Here is a 17,650-nt window from a genome sequence, read left to right as displayed (position 1 = left end):
TCGGCGTGACCAAATCGGAGCTTATCGCGCTCCTGGCCAGCCGCTATCCGCAGCTTGCCGCGCGCGACACAGACTACGCGGTCAAAACGATGCTCGATGCCATGAGCGAGGCTCTCGCCAGTGGTCAGCGCATCGAGATCAGGGGGTTTGGCAGTTTTTCACTGTCAGAGCGCCAGCCGCGTATCGGGCGTAATCCGAAGTCGGGTGAACAAGTGATGGTGCCTGGTAAACAGGTGCCTCACTTTAAACCCGGCAAAGAGTTGCGCGAGCGCGTCGATTCGGCCTACGACGAAGAAACCAGGACTGCCCAGGAAACATCCTCGTTTCCGGGGCAGCTTGATTCGCACGTTATGCACGGCTGATCGCTTATTCGCGACGTTGTCTCCAGCAACTCAGTCAAAAGAACAGGCCTCGGTTACCCGCAGGCCTGTTTTCTTTTGTACTCAACAGGCAAGGATACCGATTCCCCTTACAATTACCTCAATCCCGAATAATTGGAGTGCTTGTTATGCGTTACCTGGTTTGGCTGCTTCGGCTTGTGGTGTTTGTGCTTGTATTGATGTTTGCGCTCAAAAACACCGGGCCCGTCGATGTAAACTTTTTTGCGGGTTACACGATAACCGACGTGCCTCTTATCGTCGTGATGTTGGTTGTGTTTGTGCTTGGCATTGTGCTTGGCCTTCTGATTGCCCTTCCTTCAGTTATGCGTAAACGGCGCGAACTAGCGCGGCTTCGCCGCGATGTGGCCCGTCTTGAAGCGCAGCTTGGCCGCCCAGTCCCTTCTACAGCCGCCGTTGTGCCAGAAACCGTCACACCCATGGCCCCGCTTTAATGTCCATAAAGGTTATTCGTCGTGGATTTTGAACCGTGGTGGCTTATTTTTGTGCCTGTCGTATTTGCAGCAGGCTGGATTGCAGCGCGTGTAGATGTGCGCCAGATGCTATCCGAAACACGCACATTGCCCAACTCTTACTTCAAAGGTCTCAACTTTCTTCTCAATGAAGAGCCAGACAGGGCCATTGACGCATTTGTCGAGGTGGCAAAGCTCGATCCCGAGACCACCGAGTTGCACTTTGCACTGGGCAGCCTGTTTCGTCGTCGAGGCGAAATGGAACGTGCAATACGGGTGCATCAAAGTCTGGTCTCACGTGCCGATCTGCCGCAGGCCGATCGTGAAAGCGCGTTGCACGAGCTGGCACAAGATTTTCTCAAGGCAGGCATGCTCGATCGCGCCGAACAGACGTTTGAGCAAGTGCTTGGTACCCGTTTTGCCATACCAGCGGTGCGCGCGCTCATACGTATTTATGAGTCTGAACATGATTGGCCACGTGCCATTGAAGCGGTAAACCGCTTGCGCTCCATGGTTGATGAGCCCGTTCCGCAATTGGCGCATTATCAATGCGAGCAAGCCGAAGCAGCACTAAGCGCGAATCCGCCCGACCTCACTGCTGCCGACCAGGCACTCGACGCAGCCGATCAAGCTGCCGTTGCGCTGCGCGGCCAGCCGGAAGGGCAGGCGTCTGAGGCGCGTATCGCCATTTTGCGGGCAAACCTGGCCCGGCTGAGCAACAACCCGGAAGGTGAGCGGGCGCATCTGGCGTCAGTGCTCACGATTGCTCCTGATTACGCCAGCCTGGTGGTGTCAGACCTGCTCGAAAGCTTCCGGAGCCTGGGGCAAGAGGTTGAGGGGCTGAATGTGCTCAGGGCGCACTATGCCCGCTATCCGGCGCTTGACACCTTCAATGTTGTGTTTCGTGAATTGCGTGCGCAGCAGGGCTTGCAACAGGCCTGGGTATTTGCCCGCGAGTCCTTGCGGGCCCATCCTACTTTGCTTGGTCTTGATCGTGTGCTTGAAACAGAACTGGCCTCACGCAAAAACGATGAGAAAACACCAGTCAAGGCATCTGAGTCTCAAGCAGACGGCCACTATGAAGCCCAGCCTGAGGCTCTCCAGGGGGGGCAGCATCCAGAGGGCTTACACGCCCTCGTAGAAGGCCAGACTCAGGCTCTTGCCATCTTGCCGCCTGCTGAACTGGCCTTGGGGGCCGACCTTAGCCTGCTCCGATCGCTGATTCATAAACATACCCAGCGGCTTGACCGCTATGCGTGCCGTGTTTGCGGGTTCGAGGCACGACATTTTTACTGGCAATGCCCAGGCTGCAATTCCTGGGAAACCTACGAACCCCGCAGGCTGGAGGAAATTAAATGATGCCATATCCGGCGGAGGCAGTAAGCCGCGTCAAAATACTGGTGGCGGGTGACATTATGCTCGACCGTTATTGGTTTGGTGAGGTCGAGCGTATATCGCCCGAAGCGCCCGTGCCTATTGTTAAAGTAATGCGTCGCGAGGATCGCCTTGGCGGTGCAGCCAACGTAGCTCGCAATATCGTGGCGTTGGGCGCACAGGCCAGTCTGCTGGGTGTGATCGGTGCCGATGAGGCGGGTGCCCGGGTCCGCGACCTGGCGCGCGAATCTGGCATAAACTCGTGTTTGGTGGCTGACGAAGATACCCCCACTACGCTCAAGATGCGTGTTCTGGGGCGTCAACAACAGTTGCTGCGACTAGACTTCGAAGAGGGGCCCAGCGAGTCTTGCCTTACCAAGCTCGACGTTCAGGCCAGGCAGCTTATGGCCGATCACGATATGCTGGTATTGTCCGACTACGCCAAAGGCGCGCTAGCAAATGTCGAGTCATTGATAGCGGCCGCGCGTGAAGCGGGAGTCCCGGTGCTGGTAGACCCTAAAGGCGCCTCGTACCGGCGTTATCGGGGAGCAACCCTGATCACGCCCAATCGAATCGAAATGCAGGAGGCAGTGGGCCGTTGGCGCGATGAACACGACCTTGAACAGCGTGCGCAGGCTTTGCGGGCAGATCTGGATCTCGAGGCCTTGCTGGTAACGCGTTCAGAGCAGGGCATGACGCTGTTTTCTGGCGTAGGTCGCGAGCATGTCGATGCTCACGCGCACGAAGTGTTTGATGTGTCCGGGGCCGGCGATACCGTTTTGGCGACATTGGCTGTCATGCGTGCTGCAGGCCTTGAGTGGTTTGACGCGATGGGTTGGGCCAACCGCGCTGGCGGCATTGTTGTCGGCAAGCTGGGCACCTCTACGGTAACGGCTGCAGAATTGGCAGGAGAAACCACATGATTATCGTAACGGGCGGAGCGGGTTTTATTGGCAGCAACCTGGTCAGGGGCCTTAATCAGCGCGGCTTCTCTGATATTCTTGTTGTTGACGACCTCACCGAGGGCGACAAATTCATTAACCTGGTAGACGGCACAATTGCCGACTACATGCATAAAGACGAATTCCGCCAGCGCGTGGCCAAAAGCCAGCTGGGCCGGATCGAGGCGGTGTTTCACCAGGGTGCATGTTCCGACACCACTGAGCGCAATGGGCACTACATGATGGACAACAACTATCGGGTAACGCTCGAGTTGTTCAGGTATTGCCAGGAAATTAAAGCCCCATTTATCTACGCTTCGTCTGCGGCGGTTTATGGTGCCGGCCCCGTGTATGTCGAAGACCCGCTCTACGAGTCGCCGTTAAACGTATATGGGTATTCCAAGTTTTTATTTGATCAGGTCATGCGTCGCCATCTTGATCAGCTGCGCGCACCGGTTGTGGGTCTGCGGTATTTCAATGTATATGGGCCGCAAGAGCAGCACAAGGGCCGCATGGCCTCGGTTGCCTTCCATAACATGAACCAGTTTCAGGCCGAAGGCCACGTAAGGTTGTTTGGCGGTTGGGATGGTTACGACAATGGTGGCCAGATGCGTGACTTCATTTATGTGGACGATGTGGTCAACGTTAATCTGCATTTTCTGGATCACTCTGAAAAGTCAGGCGTTTTCAACTGCGGCACCGGTCGTGCGCAGCCATTTAACGATGTGGCCAGTTCCGTGGTCAATGCGCTGCGCAGTCAGCACCACTTGCCCAGTCTGTCGTTAAAAGAACTAGTTAACCAGCAACTAATTCGCTACATACCCTTTCCAGATGACCTGAAAGGCCGTTATCAAAGTCATACGCAGGCTGACCTGACCCAGTTGCGTGATGCGGGGTACGACAAACCTTTTCGCGACGTGCAGTCTGGCGTCACAGAATATGTGCAGAAGCTGTTGACGCTCGGACGTATTTAAACTCGGTCAATGGCCGCTGAAGCTTGGGCGCATTTAAAGCCATTCAGAAGCTCTTGGTACATGGAGGCATCCAAAGTGGTTCATTTGCGCATGGATGAAACTATGCGCCCCGGGTATTGTTTCGGGTACAGCCGAGCGATGATGGCTCTGGGTGAGCCCGGGCAATAATGCCGGCACAGGTGCCGCAGTTGTTGGCCACGGGCAAGCCCGTGTTTTGAGTCAACTGCTGCGGAGACCTTTATGAACCCGTTTACTCAGTCTACGGTCGCGCGCCCACTCGTCGGCGCCGTCGATCCTCTGACAACTCCCGCCTCCTCAGGCGCTTCAAGAGCCTCACTGGCATCACACGCACCAACAGCGTCAGCAGCATCTACTGCCTCTGCTGCATCTACTGTATCTGCTGCACCTACTGCATCTACTGCATCTACTGCCTCTGCTGCATCTGCTGCACCTACTGCCTCTGCTGCATCTGCTGCACCTACTGCATCAACTGCATCAACTGCATCAACTGCATCAACTGCGTCAGTGGCGTCAGTGGCGTCAGTGGCGTCAAGGGCTTCGAGGATATCAAGAACTTCACGTACTCCAGGGGTTTCAAACGCCTCAGGCGCCCGCCGACGCTCCCGTCGAAGCCTACCGCACCGTCTTGTCGCACGTATGGCGCTGGGCATGCTTGCAGGTGCTTCTGGCCATGCGTCGGCGGTTGCCGTTGACGTTAATGTGGCCACCCAGAGCCAACTTGTTTCGGTGCGAGGTATCGGCCCCCGTACTGCACAAATAATTATTGACGAACGGCGCCGTGCTGGCCCATTTGAGTCATTCGAAGATTTGTCAGACCGCGTCAAAGGCATAGGCCCCAGCAAAGCCAGCAGGTTGCAAGACGCAGGGCTTACTGTGGGCCGACGTTATTTTGTAGTGCCCGAGCCTGCCGATGTCGCGGACCACGCAAAGAAACGCAAGTAGTTGATATCGCACCAGCCTGTCAAACGCCCTGGTAGCTGGGGACGGGCTGGTGAGTTTCAGGCACAGCAGAAAAAAACGAAGTCATCAATCATGCGACAGAATCTGACGCTGCAACTGTGGCGGCCTGGTTAGCGACGAGGCCCGAGGGGCCCAAAAATATGACAGAACTCCAGGGAACAATTTACACGGGGTGGTCCACTTAGATCGCTCCACGCAGGCAACGGCTGAGGGAAGGGAGGATGTTCACTTGCTGTGCTTGGGTGTATCATTTTGAGCATGAAAAAATACCTCACAGTTGAAGACACTATTGGCTCTACCCCGCTTGTAAGGTTGCAACGCATACCGGGCGAGGCTGGCGCCGCCCGAGGCAATGTCATTCTTGCCAAGCTCGAGGGCAATAATCCGGCAGGCTCCGTCAAAGACCGGGCTGCGTACTCCATGATTCGCCAGGCAGAAGCCAGAGGCGATATCAAGCCCGGCGACACACTCATTGAGGCCACTAGCGGCAATACAGGCATTGCCCTGGCCATGGTCGCAGCAGTGCGTGGTTACAAAATGGTGTTAATCATGCCTGACAACCTAACGGTTGAACGGCGTGCGGCCATGACGGCTTATGGGGCTGACCTCATCCTCACACCCGCCAGCAAAGGTGGCATGGAGTACGCCCGCGATCTGGCCCTTTCCATGCAGGCGGAAGGCAAGGGTAAGGTACTCGATCAGTTTGCCAACGAAGACAACCCACGTGCGCACATTGAAACCACGGGGCCAGAAATCTGGCAGCAAACAGATGGGCAGATCACCCACTTTGTAAGTGCAATGGGCACCACAGGCACGATTATGGGTGTAAGCAGCTTTCTGCATGGCAAAAATAGTAATATTCGTGTTGTGGGTGCACAGCCAGAAGAAGGTTCGCAAATCGCTGGCATACGCAAATGGCCCGAGGCTTATCAGCCCTCTATTTATCACGCTGAGCGGGTAGACGAGTTCGAACTGGTCTCACAGGCACAGGCCGAAGAAATGGCGCGTCGGCTGGCTTCAGAAGAGGGCATATTTGCCGGCATTTCGTCAGCGGGTGCATTGATCGCTGCACTACGTGTTGCACAGCGAGTTGAAAACGCCACTATTGTTTTTATTGTTTGCGACCGGGGCGATCGCTATTTGTCTACGGGTGTGTTTAACGCGTAGCTAACGCTTTAGTCTACGTCCCGATGCGCAGGTAGGCGCTTGGGGCTATTGCACTGGGTGTTGTCTGGTTCGGTGAGTCGGGCAGGGCCTGCAAGAACAAGCCCGCCTAGTCTATATCTGTCGGGGCGCACAGCCCAGCCATTCATAAGCCAAAATGACCGGGCTTTATTGCGTCGTCTATAAGGGGGTTAAGGCCACCCGTATCCCATGCGATCTGCCAGCGATTTGGCTAGGTCGGCAACGGCCGTTGCGTAAAAGTAGCTACGGTTATAGTGCGTGATGGCGAAAAAATTGGGCGTGCCCAGCCGGTATTCAACCCGGTTTTGTGATTCATCTGCCAAGTCAACAACCCCTAATTTATGCTGAGTCCAGCTGTTTTGGGCTGCGCTGGCGTTTGCCGGCAGAATTTGCGCACCTTCTTGCACCAATTGTGCCCAGCTGAGTGTGGGGTTTAGGCCTCCCGTAACCAGTTGACCAGCATTGGCTGGCAGCGTGGCCGGCGCAAAAACTGGCAGGCCGGGTTGCCAGCCATGCAGGCGTAAAAAGCGTGCCACTGAGGCGATCGCATCTTTCTTGCTGTTAAGCAGGTCAATGTGGCCGTTATTGTCACCGTCTGCAGCATAGCGCATGAGGCTGCCGGGCATGAACTGAGGCAGGCCCATGGCACCCGCGAATGAGCCAGTTGCAGCCCGTGCGTCAAGTATTTGTTCTTGGTCGAGCTGGATTAAATCGGCCAACTGGTTACGAAACAGTTCGCTACGCTCGGGGCGGGTACTGTCGGGGTACCGAAAGCCCAGCGTTGCGAGCGCATCGAGAACCCGGAAGTCACCCGTGATTCGGCCGTAAATGGTTTCGACGCCGATAATGGCCACGATTATTGAGGCCGGTACGCCATACTGTTTGGCGGTTGCGTCCAGAAATGCCTGGTTTTCGGTCCAGAATGTCTGCCCTGCGTTAATTCGCACCGGTTCTACAAACCGATTTTTATAAGTGGTCCAGCTGCGGCGGATGCGCTTGCCTGTGGGTTTCATCAGGCGTGCTGCCGTAGCGTTGTACTGTGCCTCTTTCAACAGTGCTTCAACATGTTCAAGCGGCACATTGCGCACACGGGACACTTCAAGCGCATAGGCTTGCAGGTTGGGCGACAGTGATCCGTCGAGGTTGTGCAAGGGGCTGGCGTCAGCGATCGAAATGCCGGCAGCAATAGAGGCGGGCTCTGCAACGGTTTCGAGTACTGCTTGTGGAGCAAGAGCGCTGGCCCGCGCGGTGGCGGCGCTTGCGGCAACGGTGCTTGTTTTGTTCGCCGTTGCCTGCGCTGGCTGGCTGTTTTGCACCACCTGCGACTGGTTGGCGGCACAGCCACCGAGCAGCATGGAGAGAAACACTGCTTGCACTAACTGCACATGTGTGAACATAATCTTCCCTTATGGAGACTCTCTATATTACCCATCCCTCATGCCGATTGCATGACATGGGCGACTGGCACCCCGAATGCCCTGGTCGCCTGGACGCAATTAACGATCAACTTGTTGCAAGTGGCATTATGAGCTTTCTTGATGAAGCACAGGCCCGTGCCGCGACAGATGCTGATCTTCTTCGCGTGCATACGGCTGCGCACATTGATTATCTGCGCAGCCATGCACCGTCAGAAAACCACTTTGCCATTGACGCCGATACGCTTATGGGGCCGCATACCCTAGAAGCGGCCTTGGGCGCCGCAGGAGCGGGGCTTACCGCCGTTGACGCCATCATGGCCGGGGTGCATACCAATGCGTTCTGCGCCGTGCGCCCACCAGGCCACCATGCGGGGCCCGCGCAGGCAATGGGTTTTTGCTTTTTCAACAACGTAGCCATTGCAGCCGCTTATGCGCTTGAAAAGTACAATCTGCAGCGTGTGGCCATTATTGACTTCGATGTTCATCACGGCAATGGCACTGAAGATATTTTCGCCGGTGACCCGCGCGTACTCATGTGCAGTTTCTTCCAGCAAACACTTTTTCCCTGGTCGTATCAAGACCCGTCAGCCGAAAACATGGTAAACATACCGGTCGATGCTTACACGCGTGGCCCTGATTTGCGCATGGTTGTCAGCGACATCTGGATGCCACGTCTTTACGATTTCCAGCCTGAGTTCGTTTTTATCTCCGCTGGGTTTGATGGCCACCGTGAAGACGGTATGGGGCAATTAGGTCTCGTCGAAGCGGATTTTGCATGGATCACCGACCAGATCGTCGCCTTGGCACAAAAAACGGCCTCAGGGCGCCTGGTCAGCTTCCTGGAAGGCGGCTACAACTTGTCAGCGCTTGGTCGCAGCGCGGTGGCCCATATAAGGGCTCTGGCCGCAGTGTAAAATCGAAAGGTTTTGTTTTTTTAGCTTGTTTTATATATCCCCCCTGGAGGAAACTCAATGAAGGTCTTGGTACCTGTCAAGCGCGTTGTTGATTACAACGTCAAAGTGCGCGTTAAGTCTGATCAGACTGGCGTAGACATCGCCAATGTCAAAATGTCGATGAACCCATTCGACGAAATTGCCGTTGAAGAAGCAACACGTTTGAAAGAAAAAGGTGTTGCTACCGAAGTGATTGCCGTGTCGTGCGGCGTGGCTCAAAGCCAGGAAACCCTGCGTACGGCCATGGCCATTGGGGCAGACCGTGCTGCGCTGATTCAAACTGATGTCGAGCTGCAGCCGCTGGCTGTGGCAAAGCTTTTGAAAGCGATTGTTGATAAAGAGCAGCCTCAGCTGGTCATTCTCGGCAAACAGGCTATCGATGATGACGCCAACCAAACCGGGCAAATGCTAGCTGCATTGCTGGGGTGGTCGCAGGCTACATTTGCCAGCAAAGTCGAAGTGTCCGGCGATACCGCAACCGTAACGCGTGAAATTGACGGTGGCCTCGAAACCCTGTCGCTCAAATTGCCCGCGATCATTACAACCGACTTGCGACTGAACGAGCCTCGCTATGTCACTTTGCCCAACATCATGAAGGCAAAGAAAAAGCAGCTCGACGTGTTCACGCCTGAAGACCTCGGCGTTGATGTTACACCTCGCCTTAAAACACTTAAGGTTGCAGAGCCACCTGCACGTTCGGCAGGCATTGTTGTGCCCGATGTGGCAACGTTGGTAGAGAAACTCAAGAACGAAGCGAAGGTGATCTAAATGACAATTCTGGTAATTGCCGAACATGATAATGCCCAGCTCAAGGGTGCTACGCTTAATACCGTTGCGGCCGCCCAGAAAATCGGTGGCGATGTACATGTACTCGTTGCTGGCAGTGGTGCGCAAGCTGTTGCAGACCAGGCGGCCAAGGCTGCTGGTGTAAGCAAAGTATTGCTGGCCGACGCGCCTTATCTGGCTGAAGGGCTGGCTGAAAACGTTGCTGACCAGGTGCTGGCCGTGGCCAAAGACTACAGCCACATTCTGTTTGCATCGACGGCATCGGGCAAAAACATTGCTCCCCGCGTTGCCGCTCTGCTTGATGTTGCACAAATTTCCGACATTATCGCTGTAGAGTCTGCTGACACGTTCCAGCGCCCCATCTATGCTGGTAACGCAATTGCGACGGTGCAGTCGGCTGATGCAGTTAAAGTTCTCACTGTGCGCACCACGGCATTTGATGCCTTGTCCGCTGAAGGCGGCAGCGCTGCTGTTGAAACGCTGACTGCGGCGGCTGATGCCGGGCTGTCTTCGTTTGTAGGCCGTGAGGTCGCCAAGAGCGATCGTCCTGAGCTGGCTGGCGCGGCAGTGGTGGTGTCCGGCGGTCGTGGCCTGGGTAGCGCCGAAAACTTCAAAATGCTCGAACCATTGGCTGACAAGCTTGGTGCAGCGCTTGGGGCCTCGCGCGCAGCCGTAGACGCGGGTTATGCACCCAACGACTGGCAAGTCGGTCAAACGGGCAAAATCGTTGCGCCGCAGCTTTACGTGGCCATCGGTATTTCTGGTGCCATTCAGCATCTGGCCGGCATGAAAGACTCCAAGGTCATTGTGGCTATTAACAAGGACGCTGAAGCCCCCATTTTTGGCGTGGCCGACTATGGGCTGGTTGCAGATCTTTTCCAGGCTGTTCCAGAGCTGGTTGAGTTGCTGTAATACTGGCGACGGGCGATCGGCCAGTTTTAAAGGCTGATGGCCCCGTCCAAAAAAACCCCGAAGCAGGCACTCGCCTGTCTCGGGGTTTTTTGTTGGAAGCAGCTGGCGTGGTTTCGTTCTTGTGGCTGAATCCGGTTGAAATAAAAGCAGGGTGCAGCGATGCCTCGCGCGCAGCACGATCAATGCCGTGGAGGCCGTAAGCAACAGCACGGTGGAGCCGGTAAGCACAGCACGGTGGAGCCGGTAAGCACAGCACCGTGGAGGCGCAAGCACAACTCTGTGGAAGCGGTGAGCACAGCACTGTGGAGGCGGTTAATATATGAGAAAAAGTGCGCAGGCAAAGCCTGGGTTAAATGCTGCCCGTTGTACGCGTGTTCGATTGCGCTTTGACAATTAAATCAATAGATATTGGAGATTCTGTGACTTACCGAGCCCCCTTAGATGATATTCGTTTTGTTATTAAAGAGCTTGCGGGCCTGGACGACGTGCTGGCAATGCCAGGCTTTGAAGAGGTGTCTGAAGATTTGGTTGATGCGGTGCTCGAAGAAAACGCACGCTTTGTTGAGCAGGCGCTTGCTCCGTTGAATCACAGTGGCGATACAGATCCAGCCAAATGGAACAATGGCAAGGTTGAAACGTCGCCTGGCTTCAAAGAGGCTTTTCAGGAGTTCGCTCAGGGTGGGTGGCAAGGGCTGCAGCACGAGATCAAATGGGGCGGCCAAGGCTTGCCCAAGCTCGTGGGCGCGCCCACGGGTGAAAACCTTAACGCCGCCAATCTGTCTTTTGCCCTGTGTCCTTTGCTGACCGATGGTGTCATTGAGGCCCTGACGGCGGTAGGCACCCCCGAACAGCAAAATTTATATATTCCGCCCATGCTTGAAGGCCGCTGGACGGGCACCATGAACCTTACCGAGCCTCAGGCCGGGTCAGACCTGGCACTGGTTTCGAGCAAGGCAGTAAAGCAGAATGATGGTAGCTATCGCCTGTCAGGCCAGAAAATTTTCATCACGTATGGCGAGCACGACATGGCCGAGAATATCGTCCATCTGGTGCTGGCCCGCACACCTGATGCGCCCAAAGGCGTAAAAGGCATTTCACTGTTTATTGTTCCCAAGTACCTTGTCAATGATGATGGTTCGCTTGGTGCGCACAACGACGTGTGGTGTGCCTCTATTGAACACAAGCTGGGTATTCATGGCAGCCCGACCACCGTTTTGATGTACGGTGCGGGTAAGGGCGATGTGGGCGAGGGGGCTGTCGGCTACCTGGTAGGCGAAGAAAACCGCGGCCTTGAATACATGTTTATCATGATGAACGCCGCCCGCTATGCGGTTGGCGTACAGGGCATTGCACTGTCAGAACGCGCCCTGCAACACGCCGACGCCTATGCGCGTGACCGCCTGCAGGGGCAGGCGCTTGAAGGGTCTCAGGGGCCTGTTGCGATTGTTAACCACCCCGATGTGCAGCGAATGCTCATGACCATGAAAGCGCTTACCGAAGGCACGCGTGCTATGGCCTATGTGGCGGCGGCAGCCTTTGATAAGTCGCGCCACCATCCAGACGCTCAAGAACAAGTGCGCAATAAGGCCCTGTATGAGTATCTGGTGCCGTTGGTAAAAGGCCTTTCCACTGAGTCATCTATCGAAGTGGCCTCACTGGGTGTGCAGGTGCATGGCGGCATGGGTTACATCGAAGAAACAGGTGCCGCGCAGTACTATCGCGACGCCCGCATTTTGACCATTTATGAAGGCACAACGGCGATTCAGGCCAATGATTTTGTCGGGCGTAAGGTATTGCGCGATGGCGGCGCTACCGCCAAGGCCCTTGCCACTCAAATGTACGCAACCGTGGCTGAGCTCGAAGAAGCAGCCAACCAAGGTGGCGATGATGCCGGAGGGTTTGCCCTGATGGCGCGCAGGCTGGCCGCCGCGATAGATGCTAATGAGCAGGCCACTCACTTTGTACTGGCCAATGCCAAAGAGTCACCGCGTGCGGTTTTTACGGGTAGCGTGAGCTACCTCATGTTGGCGGGCATCGTATACGCAGGTTGGCAAATGGCACGCGCTGCGCTGGCTTGTCACAAGCGTATGGTCGACGGGGCTGCCACGGCATTTCATACGCAGAAACTCGCAACCAGTATTTTTTATGCGGCGTATATTTTGCCGCGAGCTCAAGCCATGTCGACCGCCATCCAGGAAGGTGAGCTGGCTGGGCGGTATGCGGCAGTGGCCTTGGCAAAGTAAAAAACTGAATCTGGCAGGCGGAATAAGTTAATACGTAAAGTCTATTTCCGTTTGCCGGCTTATGCTGTCACACTATATGGCCTAACTTTGTTGTTCAATTGCCTTATAAAGAGAGCTTCTATGACTACTTTGCGTCTGGGCGATATTGCCCCTGATTTTGAGCAGAACTCTTCCGCCGGAACAATCCGGTTTCATGAGTGGCTGGGTGACAGCTGGGGCGTTTTGTTTTCGCATCCTGCTGACTTCACGCCTGTCTGCACAACTGAACTGGGCTATACGTCTATCGTCGAGGGTGAGTTTGCCAAGCGCAATGCCAAGGTGATTGCGGTTTCGGTGGATGGCGCTGAGTCTCATAAAAAGTGGATCGAAGACATCAATGACACTCAGAACACCACTCTGACGTTTCCGATTCTTGCCGACCCTGATCATAAAGTGGCAACACTTTATGACATGATTCACCCTAATGCCAGCACCACGGCGACAGTGCGCTCGGTATTCATTATTGACCCAGCCAAAAAGATTCGGCTGACATTAACGTACCCTGCCAGCACAGGGCGCAACTTTGACGAGATTCTTCGCGTGCTCGATTCACTGCAGCTGACCGACAACTACAGTGTTGCCACGCCCGTCAACTGGAAGCAGGGTGAAGATGTCATTATTGTTCCTTCAATATCTGACGAGGTGGCCAAGGAGAAATTTCCTAAAGGCTTTAAAGCCTTGCGCCCTTATTTGCGTTTAACGCCTCAGCCTAACAAGTAAATCTTAGCGTGTAGAGTAATCAGGTCGCGGTCAGCGCGGCCAGAGTTGGTCTGGAGCACAACCGTAAACCGCCAGTATACGTAAGCGGTACTACCGCAGGGCGTTTTGCTAATCTGGCTTATGCGCCTGAGACAGTCGCCCAGCTGCCACGCTTCTCACTAAGTATGCACACCCCAAGTACAGAGCTCTTGCTTTGTGTTTGGGGTGTTTTTTATTGTGGATTTACAACAGGTGAAAGCCAGGCGGGTGCTGTGGCGTCAGGGTGCCAAAAAGGCGTGAATGGAATAGTGCTTGATTGGTTACAGGCAGGCGCTAGGCAAGCTTTCGTCGCTAACGTCTTGAGGTACGCGACGTACCGCACGCCATGTCGCCTGCAGCAGCCACCGCAAAAAATTACTTGCAAAATTAACTGATGTTTTATACAGTACTGTTTATGCAGCCAGTAATTGTTGTAGCATTGATCAGGTGCCCCGTATAGCGGGGTTAGGGCGGGGGGTCAGGTTGCCCTCTTATTGCCAAGTCATTCCTTTGTCTTATGGGGTTTAATCATGAAATCCATCGCTTCCCGCCACGTTTCTACCAATTGGTCACCTTCTGCCCGCAAGGGGCAGGGCAAATCTGCCACGCTAACGCGCGGTGCCATGGTGGTTGACGTCGTGCTCGTTCTCGCCTGGGGTGCCACCATACCTGGCCTAATGTGGCTGGGGGTGGCTAGCGGCTTTTAAATTGCTGCGGCGCATTGTATAATTGCGGACTTTGCTAACTCATCCTCTGACGGGCCTTATCCGGTTAACAACCAGGTTGACCAGCGGTCTTGTAATAAAGACCAAAAAAACAGCCCGCATCAAGATGAAACCAGGAGCTTTACCGTGAACCTAATCGAAACCATCGAGCAGGAAGAAATTGCCCGCCTTACAGGCGGCGAAGCCAAGCCAGCATTTGCCCCTGGCGACACCGTTATTGTTAACGTTAATGTCGTTGAAGGCACCCGCAAGCGTGTACAGGCATACGAAGGTGTTGTAATCGCCCGACGCAATCGCGGCCTTAACTCTTCGTTTATCGTGCGCAAGATCTCATCGGGTGAAGCCGTTGAGCGTACGTTCCAGCTTTACTCACCGCAAATTGCCAGCATCGAAGTAAAACGTCGTGGCGATGTGCGTCGTGCTAAACTGTACTACCTCCGTAGCCGTTCGGGTAAAGCCGCTCGTATCAAAGAGAAGCTGGTTCGCAAATCGGCCAAGGTGGCCGCTGTTAAATAAGCAGTCACATCTTCGATTACCAGCAAGGGCACCCGGCGGGTGCCCTTTGTGTTTTATGGATTCTATGTCGGAAAGCAAGTCACCTCTTGGGCGCAAACGCGTTGTAGTGACTCCGGGGTTTGATCCCCAAAGTCAGCCTGTTGTCCCCGCAGATGTGCTGGCGCCGCTTTCACAAGACAGCATCCAGCTCGACTTCATATGCTCGTCGTTTGGTCGCAACATAGACTGGAAAGTCGAGCCCATATTTACCGAGTCCTTTAGTGCTGACCTCCTGCATCCTGCGGGTGTGGTTCAGGCGGCCGTCTTCGTGCCGCTCGTTCAACGACCATCTGGCCTGCATGTGCTGTTTACCAAGCGTGCTTCACATTTGTATGACCACGCTGGGCAAATCTGTTTTCCAGGTGGGCGTATCGAGCGCACTGATCGCGATGCCGTTGCGGCTGCCTTACGTGAAACCTACGAAGAAATTGGGGTTGCGCCAGAGTTCATCCAGCTTATTGGTACTCATCCCAGTTTCTTGACGTCTACCCGCTTTACCATGACGCCGGTTATAGGTGTGATACGGCCAGGCTTTACCATTACACCCGATATAACAGAGGTGGCTGAGGTATTCGAGGTGCCATTGTCAGTGCTGCTGGATCCGCGCCTTCATCGGCTGCATCAGGCCAATCTGCCAGACGGCGGCCATCGTTTTTATTTTTCGATTACCTGGCAGTCTTACTTTATCTGGGGTGCAACGGCCGCGCTCATCCGAAATATTTACCACTATTTGTCAGCGGCCGAGCTAAAAATTAAGGGCTAAATGCTAGCGCCTTGCTTGCGGCAGCGGGGCCGCCTTACGGGCTGTTAGTATCGGCTTCTTGCTTCGTTTTCGGCCAGTATGCGCTTGTACAAGTCATGACGCTCGGGTGCAATCTTGCCGTCTTTAAGCGCATTGAGCACGCCACAGTCAGGCTCGTGGCGATGTGTGCAGTTGTAAAAACGACACAGGCCAATTACGTCATCAAATTCCGGAAACCCCTGCACGATTTCGTCGGGTGTAAGATGCGATAGCCCGAAAGCCTGAAAGCCGGGAGAATCAATAATATCGCCCGTGCTGCCGGGCAGATGGTAAAGACGTGTGCTAGTGGTGGTGTGTTTGCCGGCGCCCAGAGCCTGGGAGTGCTCGCGCGTTGCGGCGGCGGCGTCGGGTACCAAGGCATTCAATAGTGTTGATTTACCCATGCCGCTTTGCCCCAGCAGCAGGCTGCATTTGTCTTGCAGTACACCACTTAATTCTGCGTTGACTTCAACCGTTGTAAGCGCACTTAGCTCAATAACTTTGAATCCGGCGGCGACAATATGCCGTAGTCGCTGCCTGGCCAGCGGCATGCTGCCATGCAGATCTGACTTGTTCAGAATAATAATGGGCTCAATATCGACACTGCGTGCCGCGACCAACGCACGACCCAATAAGTCGTCAGAAAATAACGGTTCGGGTGCGACCACAATAAGCAGTTGATCAACATTGGCGGCAAATTGCTTTGTACGCGTGTCGTCAGAGCGGTAGAGTAAATTGCGGCGCGGAAGAATGCGGTCTATGGAGCCTTCATCATTGCCTTGTGGCGTAAAGGCTACCAGGTCGCCAACCGTGGCCTGCGATTTTTTGCCACGAGGAAAGCATTTGCGCAGGCTTCCATCGGCCAGTTCAACCGTATAGTGACGCCCATGCGCGGCAATGACGCGCCCCTGCGGGACAGGGGTTTTATCCATGTTTGATGTGTTGTATGCGTATCACGGCGGGTGGGTGGCTATCGTAAAACGCTGAGTGTACCGGATCGGGTGTTAATGTGGCGGCATTGTCGTCATATAGTTTCACCAGAGCCGAAACCAGCCAGTCTGAAGGGCACTGTGCGGTAGCATAGCGGTCGGCCTGAAACTCGTCACGTCTGGACATCCAGCTGGCCAGAGGTGTGATCCAGAAGGTAAAAACAGGAACGGCCAAAAACATCAGGATGAGTGCCAGCGCGTCGTTGGAGCGGCCCAACTGCGGGATGACGCCAAGCTGTGTATAAAACCACACTTGTTGCGAAAGCCATCCTAGTAGCAAAAAGAACACCAGCGCGGCACCAAAGCTGACGATCATGCGCCGGGTGATATGTTTGTGTTTGAAATGCCCAAGCTCATGCGCCAGCACCGCTTCGATTTCGTCAGTGCTAAGGCGCGCAAGCAGCGTGTCAAAAAACACGATTCGGCGTGACTTGCCCAGACCGGTGAAATACGCATTGCCGTGCGCTGAGCGCCGTGAGCCGTCCATGACAAACAGGCCTTTTAACGAAAACCCGCAGCGTTGTGCCAGCGCATGAATGCGTTTGGCGACGTCGGGATTGTCGAGTGGCGTAAATTTGTTGAACAAGGGGGCAATAAAACTGGGGAATAGCCACAGAATGAGAAAATTGAAAACAACCCACAGACCCCAGGCCCACCAGACCCATGCAGGGCCGGCATTGCCCATAACCCATAGCACACAGGCTGCAAGGGGAGTGCCCAGCACCAGTGTCAAACCCAGTGTTTTGGCGGTGTCAGCAACAAAAAGCTTCGGCGTGACCCGGTTAAAGCCGAACTTCGCTTCTAGCTTGAAGCGCCTCCAGATGGCGAAGGGAAGACCTACCGTGCCCAAGATGGCAAGTACGGCAGCAATGAGCGCCAGTTGTCGCAGGATTTCGCTGTCGATCAGCGCACCCAACCATACATCGAGAAACTGCAGTCCACCCAGCAGGGTAAGGCAAACCAGCACGGCAGCTTCGACAACATGCTCGATCATTGATAACTGCATTCTGGCGACTGTATAGTCGGCAGCGCGCTGGTGGCTGTAGAGGCCAATGCGGTCGGCGAACTCGGGGGGCACCTGCGCGCGATGGGTACGCACGTGTTTAATTTGGCGCGAAGCGAGCCAAAGACGGGTCAATACGTCGGCGAGCAGGAAAGCAACAAACAGCAGCGTAAACATAAATAGTGGGTGTGTGCGAAAATCTG

The 17,650-nt window shown here is 54.9% G+C and carries 19 protein-coding genes; 15 read left to right on the top strand and 4 right to left on the bottom strand.

All coding sequences use genetic code 11. The features are described from left to right. Nucleotides 1-5 precede the first annotated feature (5 nt). The 5 genes from FQ179_RS08500 (at nt 6) to rfaD (ending at nt 4,139) form a co-directional block, all read left to right on the top strand. Entirely contained in the window at nt 6-362 is a 357-nt protein-coding gene (locus FQ179_RS08500; protein WP_149396745.1) for an integration host factor subunit beta, read from the top strand. Between the two features lie 146 nt (nt 363-508). Then, nucleotides 509-832 carry a lipopolysaccharide assembly LapA domain-containing protein gene (locus FQ179_RS08495; protein ID WP_149396744.1) on the top strand — a complete coding sequence of 108 codons (324 nt, stop codon included), beginning with the start codon at nt 509-511 and terminating at the stop codon, nt 830-832. 21 nt (nt 833-853) lie between these two features. Beyond that, nucleotides 854-2,209: a lipopolysaccharide assembly protein LapB gene (gene lapB / locus FQ179_RS08490; protein WP_149396743.1), complete on the top strand. Its 1,356-nt coding sequence runs from the start codon at nt 854-856 to the stop codon at nt 2,207-2,209. Further along, nucleotides 2,206-3,147 (top strand): D-glycero-beta-D-manno-heptose-7-phosphate kinase, encoded by a 942-nt coding sequence (rfaE1, locus tag FQ179_RS08485; protein ID WP_149396742.1) that lies wholly within the window; start codon nt 2,206-2,208, stop codon nt 3,145-3,147. Before lapB ends, rfaE1 begins: the two co-directional genes overlap by 4 nt. Continuing rightward, nucleotides 3,144-4,139, top strand: coding sequence for an ADP-glyceromanno-heptose 6-epimerase (rfaD, locus tag FQ179_RS08480; RefSeq protein WP_149396741.1), 996 nt, complete (start codon nt 3,144-3,146; stop codon nt 4,137-4,139). The genes rfaE1 and rfaD overlap by 4 nt, the downstream gene beginning before the upstream one ends. 254 nt (nt 4,140-4,393) lie before the next feature. Here the strand turns inward: rfaD and FQ179_RS22270 are convergent, their stop codons facing one another. Further along, nucleotides 4,394-4,810, bottom strand: a complete 417-nt coding sequence (locus FQ179_RS22270) for a hypothetical protein (protein ID WP_188074538.1) — start codon at nt 4,808-4,810, stop codon at nt 4,394-4,396. Between FQ179_RS22270 and FQ179_RS08475 the strand changes: the two genes are divergently transcribed. Then, a complete protein-coding gene (locus FQ179_RS08475; protein WP_255474883.1) occupies nt 4,809-5,102 on the top strand; it encodes a helix-hairpin-helix domain-containing protein in 294 nt (97 codons plus the stop codon). The two genes, FQ179_RS22270 and FQ179_RS08475, sit on opposite strands and share 2 nt — an antisense overlap. Before the next feature lie 276 nt (nt 5,103-5,378). Further along, nucleotides 5,379-6,287: a cysteine synthase CysM gene (cysM, locus tag FQ179_RS08470; protein ID WP_149396740.1), complete on the top strand. Its 909-nt coding sequence runs from the start codon at nt 5,379-5,381 to the stop codon at nt 6,285-6,287. 188 nt (nt 6,288-6,475) lie between these two features. On the opposite strand, the gene mltB is transcribed toward cysM, so the two are convergent. Next, the gene (gene mltB / locus FQ179_RS08465) at nt 6,476-7,702 is read right to left on the bottom strand and encodes a lytic murein transglycosylase B (protein WP_149396739.1); all 1,227 of its coding nucleotides are present in this window, start codon (nt 7,700-7,702) and stop codon (nt 6,476-6,478) included. 11 nt (nt 7,703-7,713) lie between these two features. Between mltB and FQ179_RS08460 the strand changes: the two genes are divergently transcribed. The 8 genes from FQ179_RS08460 to FQ179_RS08430 all read left to right on the top strand — a co-directional run bounded on the left by FQ179_RS08460 (nt 7,714) and on the right by FQ179_RS08430 (nt 15,437). Then, nucleotides 7,714-8,637: a histone deacetylase family protein gene (locus FQ179_RS08460; protein ID WP_149396738.1), complete on the top strand. Its 924-nt coding sequence runs from the start codon at nt 7,714-7,716 to the stop codon at nt 8,635-8,637. 57 nt (nt 8,638-8,694) lie between these two features. After that, nucleotides 8,695-9,444, top strand: coding sequence for an electron transfer flavoprotein subunit beta/FixA family protein (locus FQ179_RS08455; RefSeq protein ID WP_149396737.1), 750 nt, complete (start codon nt 8,695-8,697; stop codon nt 9,442-9,444). Next, the gene (locus tag FQ179_RS08450; RefSeq protein WP_149396736.1) at nt 9,445-10,374 is read left to right on the top strand and encodes an electron transfer flavoprotein subunit alpha/FixB family protein; all 930 of its coding nucleotides are present in this window, start codon (nt 9,445-9,447) and stop codon (nt 10,372-10,374) included. A gap of 419 nt (nt 10,375-10,793) precedes the next feature. Continuing rightward, complete coding sequence (locus FQ179_RS08445; protein WP_149396735.1) at nt 10,794-12,617, top strand: acyl-CoA dehydrogenase; 1,824 nt, start codon at nt 10,794-10,796, stop codon at nt 12,615-12,617. 120 nt (nt 12,618-12,737) lie between these two features. Continuing rightward, nucleotides 12,738-13,376, top strand: a complete 639-nt coding sequence (locus FQ179_RS08440) for a peroxiredoxin (RefSeq protein ID WP_149396734.1) — start codon at nt 12,738-12,740, stop codon at nt 13,374-13,376. A 548-nt stretch (nt 13,377-13,924) separates the two neighbouring features. Beyond that, nucleotides 13,925-14,101: a hypothetical protein gene (locus FQ179_RS22265; RefSeq protein WP_188074559.1), complete on the top strand. Its 177-nt coding sequence runs from the start codon at nt 13,925-13,927 to the stop codon at nt 14,099-14,101. Nucleotides 14,102-14,245: 144 nt separating this feature from the next. Next, entirely contained in the window at nt 14,246-14,635 is a 390-nt protein-coding gene (gene rplS, locus FQ179_RS08435; protein ID WP_149396733.1) for a 50S ribosomal protein L19, read from the top strand. A 64-nt stretch (nt 14,636-14,699) separates the two neighbouring features. Beyond that, nucleotides 14,700-15,437 (top strand): CoA pyrophosphatase, encoded by a 738-nt coding sequence (locus FQ179_RS08430; protein WP_149396979.1) that lies wholly within the window; start codon nt 14,700-14,702, stop codon nt 15,435-15,437. Nucleotides 15,438-15,481: 44 nt separating this feature from the next. Here FQ179_RS08430 and rsgA read toward each other — a convergent pair whose 3' ends face one another. Next, on the bottom strand, nt 15,482-16,387 hold the full coding sequence (rsgA, locus tag FQ179_RS08425) for a ribosome small subunit-dependent GTPase A (RefSeq protein WP_149396732.1): 906 nt from the start codon (nt 16,385-16,387) through the stop codon (nt 15,482-15,484). Beyond that, on the bottom strand, nt 16,380-17,624 hold the full coding sequence (locus FQ179_RS08420; protein ID WP_149396731.1) for a M48 family metallopeptidase: 1,245 nt from the start codon (nt 17,622-17,624) through the stop codon (nt 16,380-16,382). The genes rsgA and FQ179_RS08420 overlap by 8 nt, the downstream gene beginning before the upstream one ends. Between the last annotated feature and the right edge of the window lie 26 nt (nt 17,625-17,650).

Source organism: Pusillimonas sp. ANT_WB101 (assembly GCF_008369125.1).
Classification (GTDB): domain Bacteria; phylum Pseudomonadota; class Gammaproteobacteria; order Burkholderiales; family Burkholderiaceae_B; genus Allopusillimonas.
This window is presented reverse-complemented; position numbering and strand designations above follow the sequence as displayed.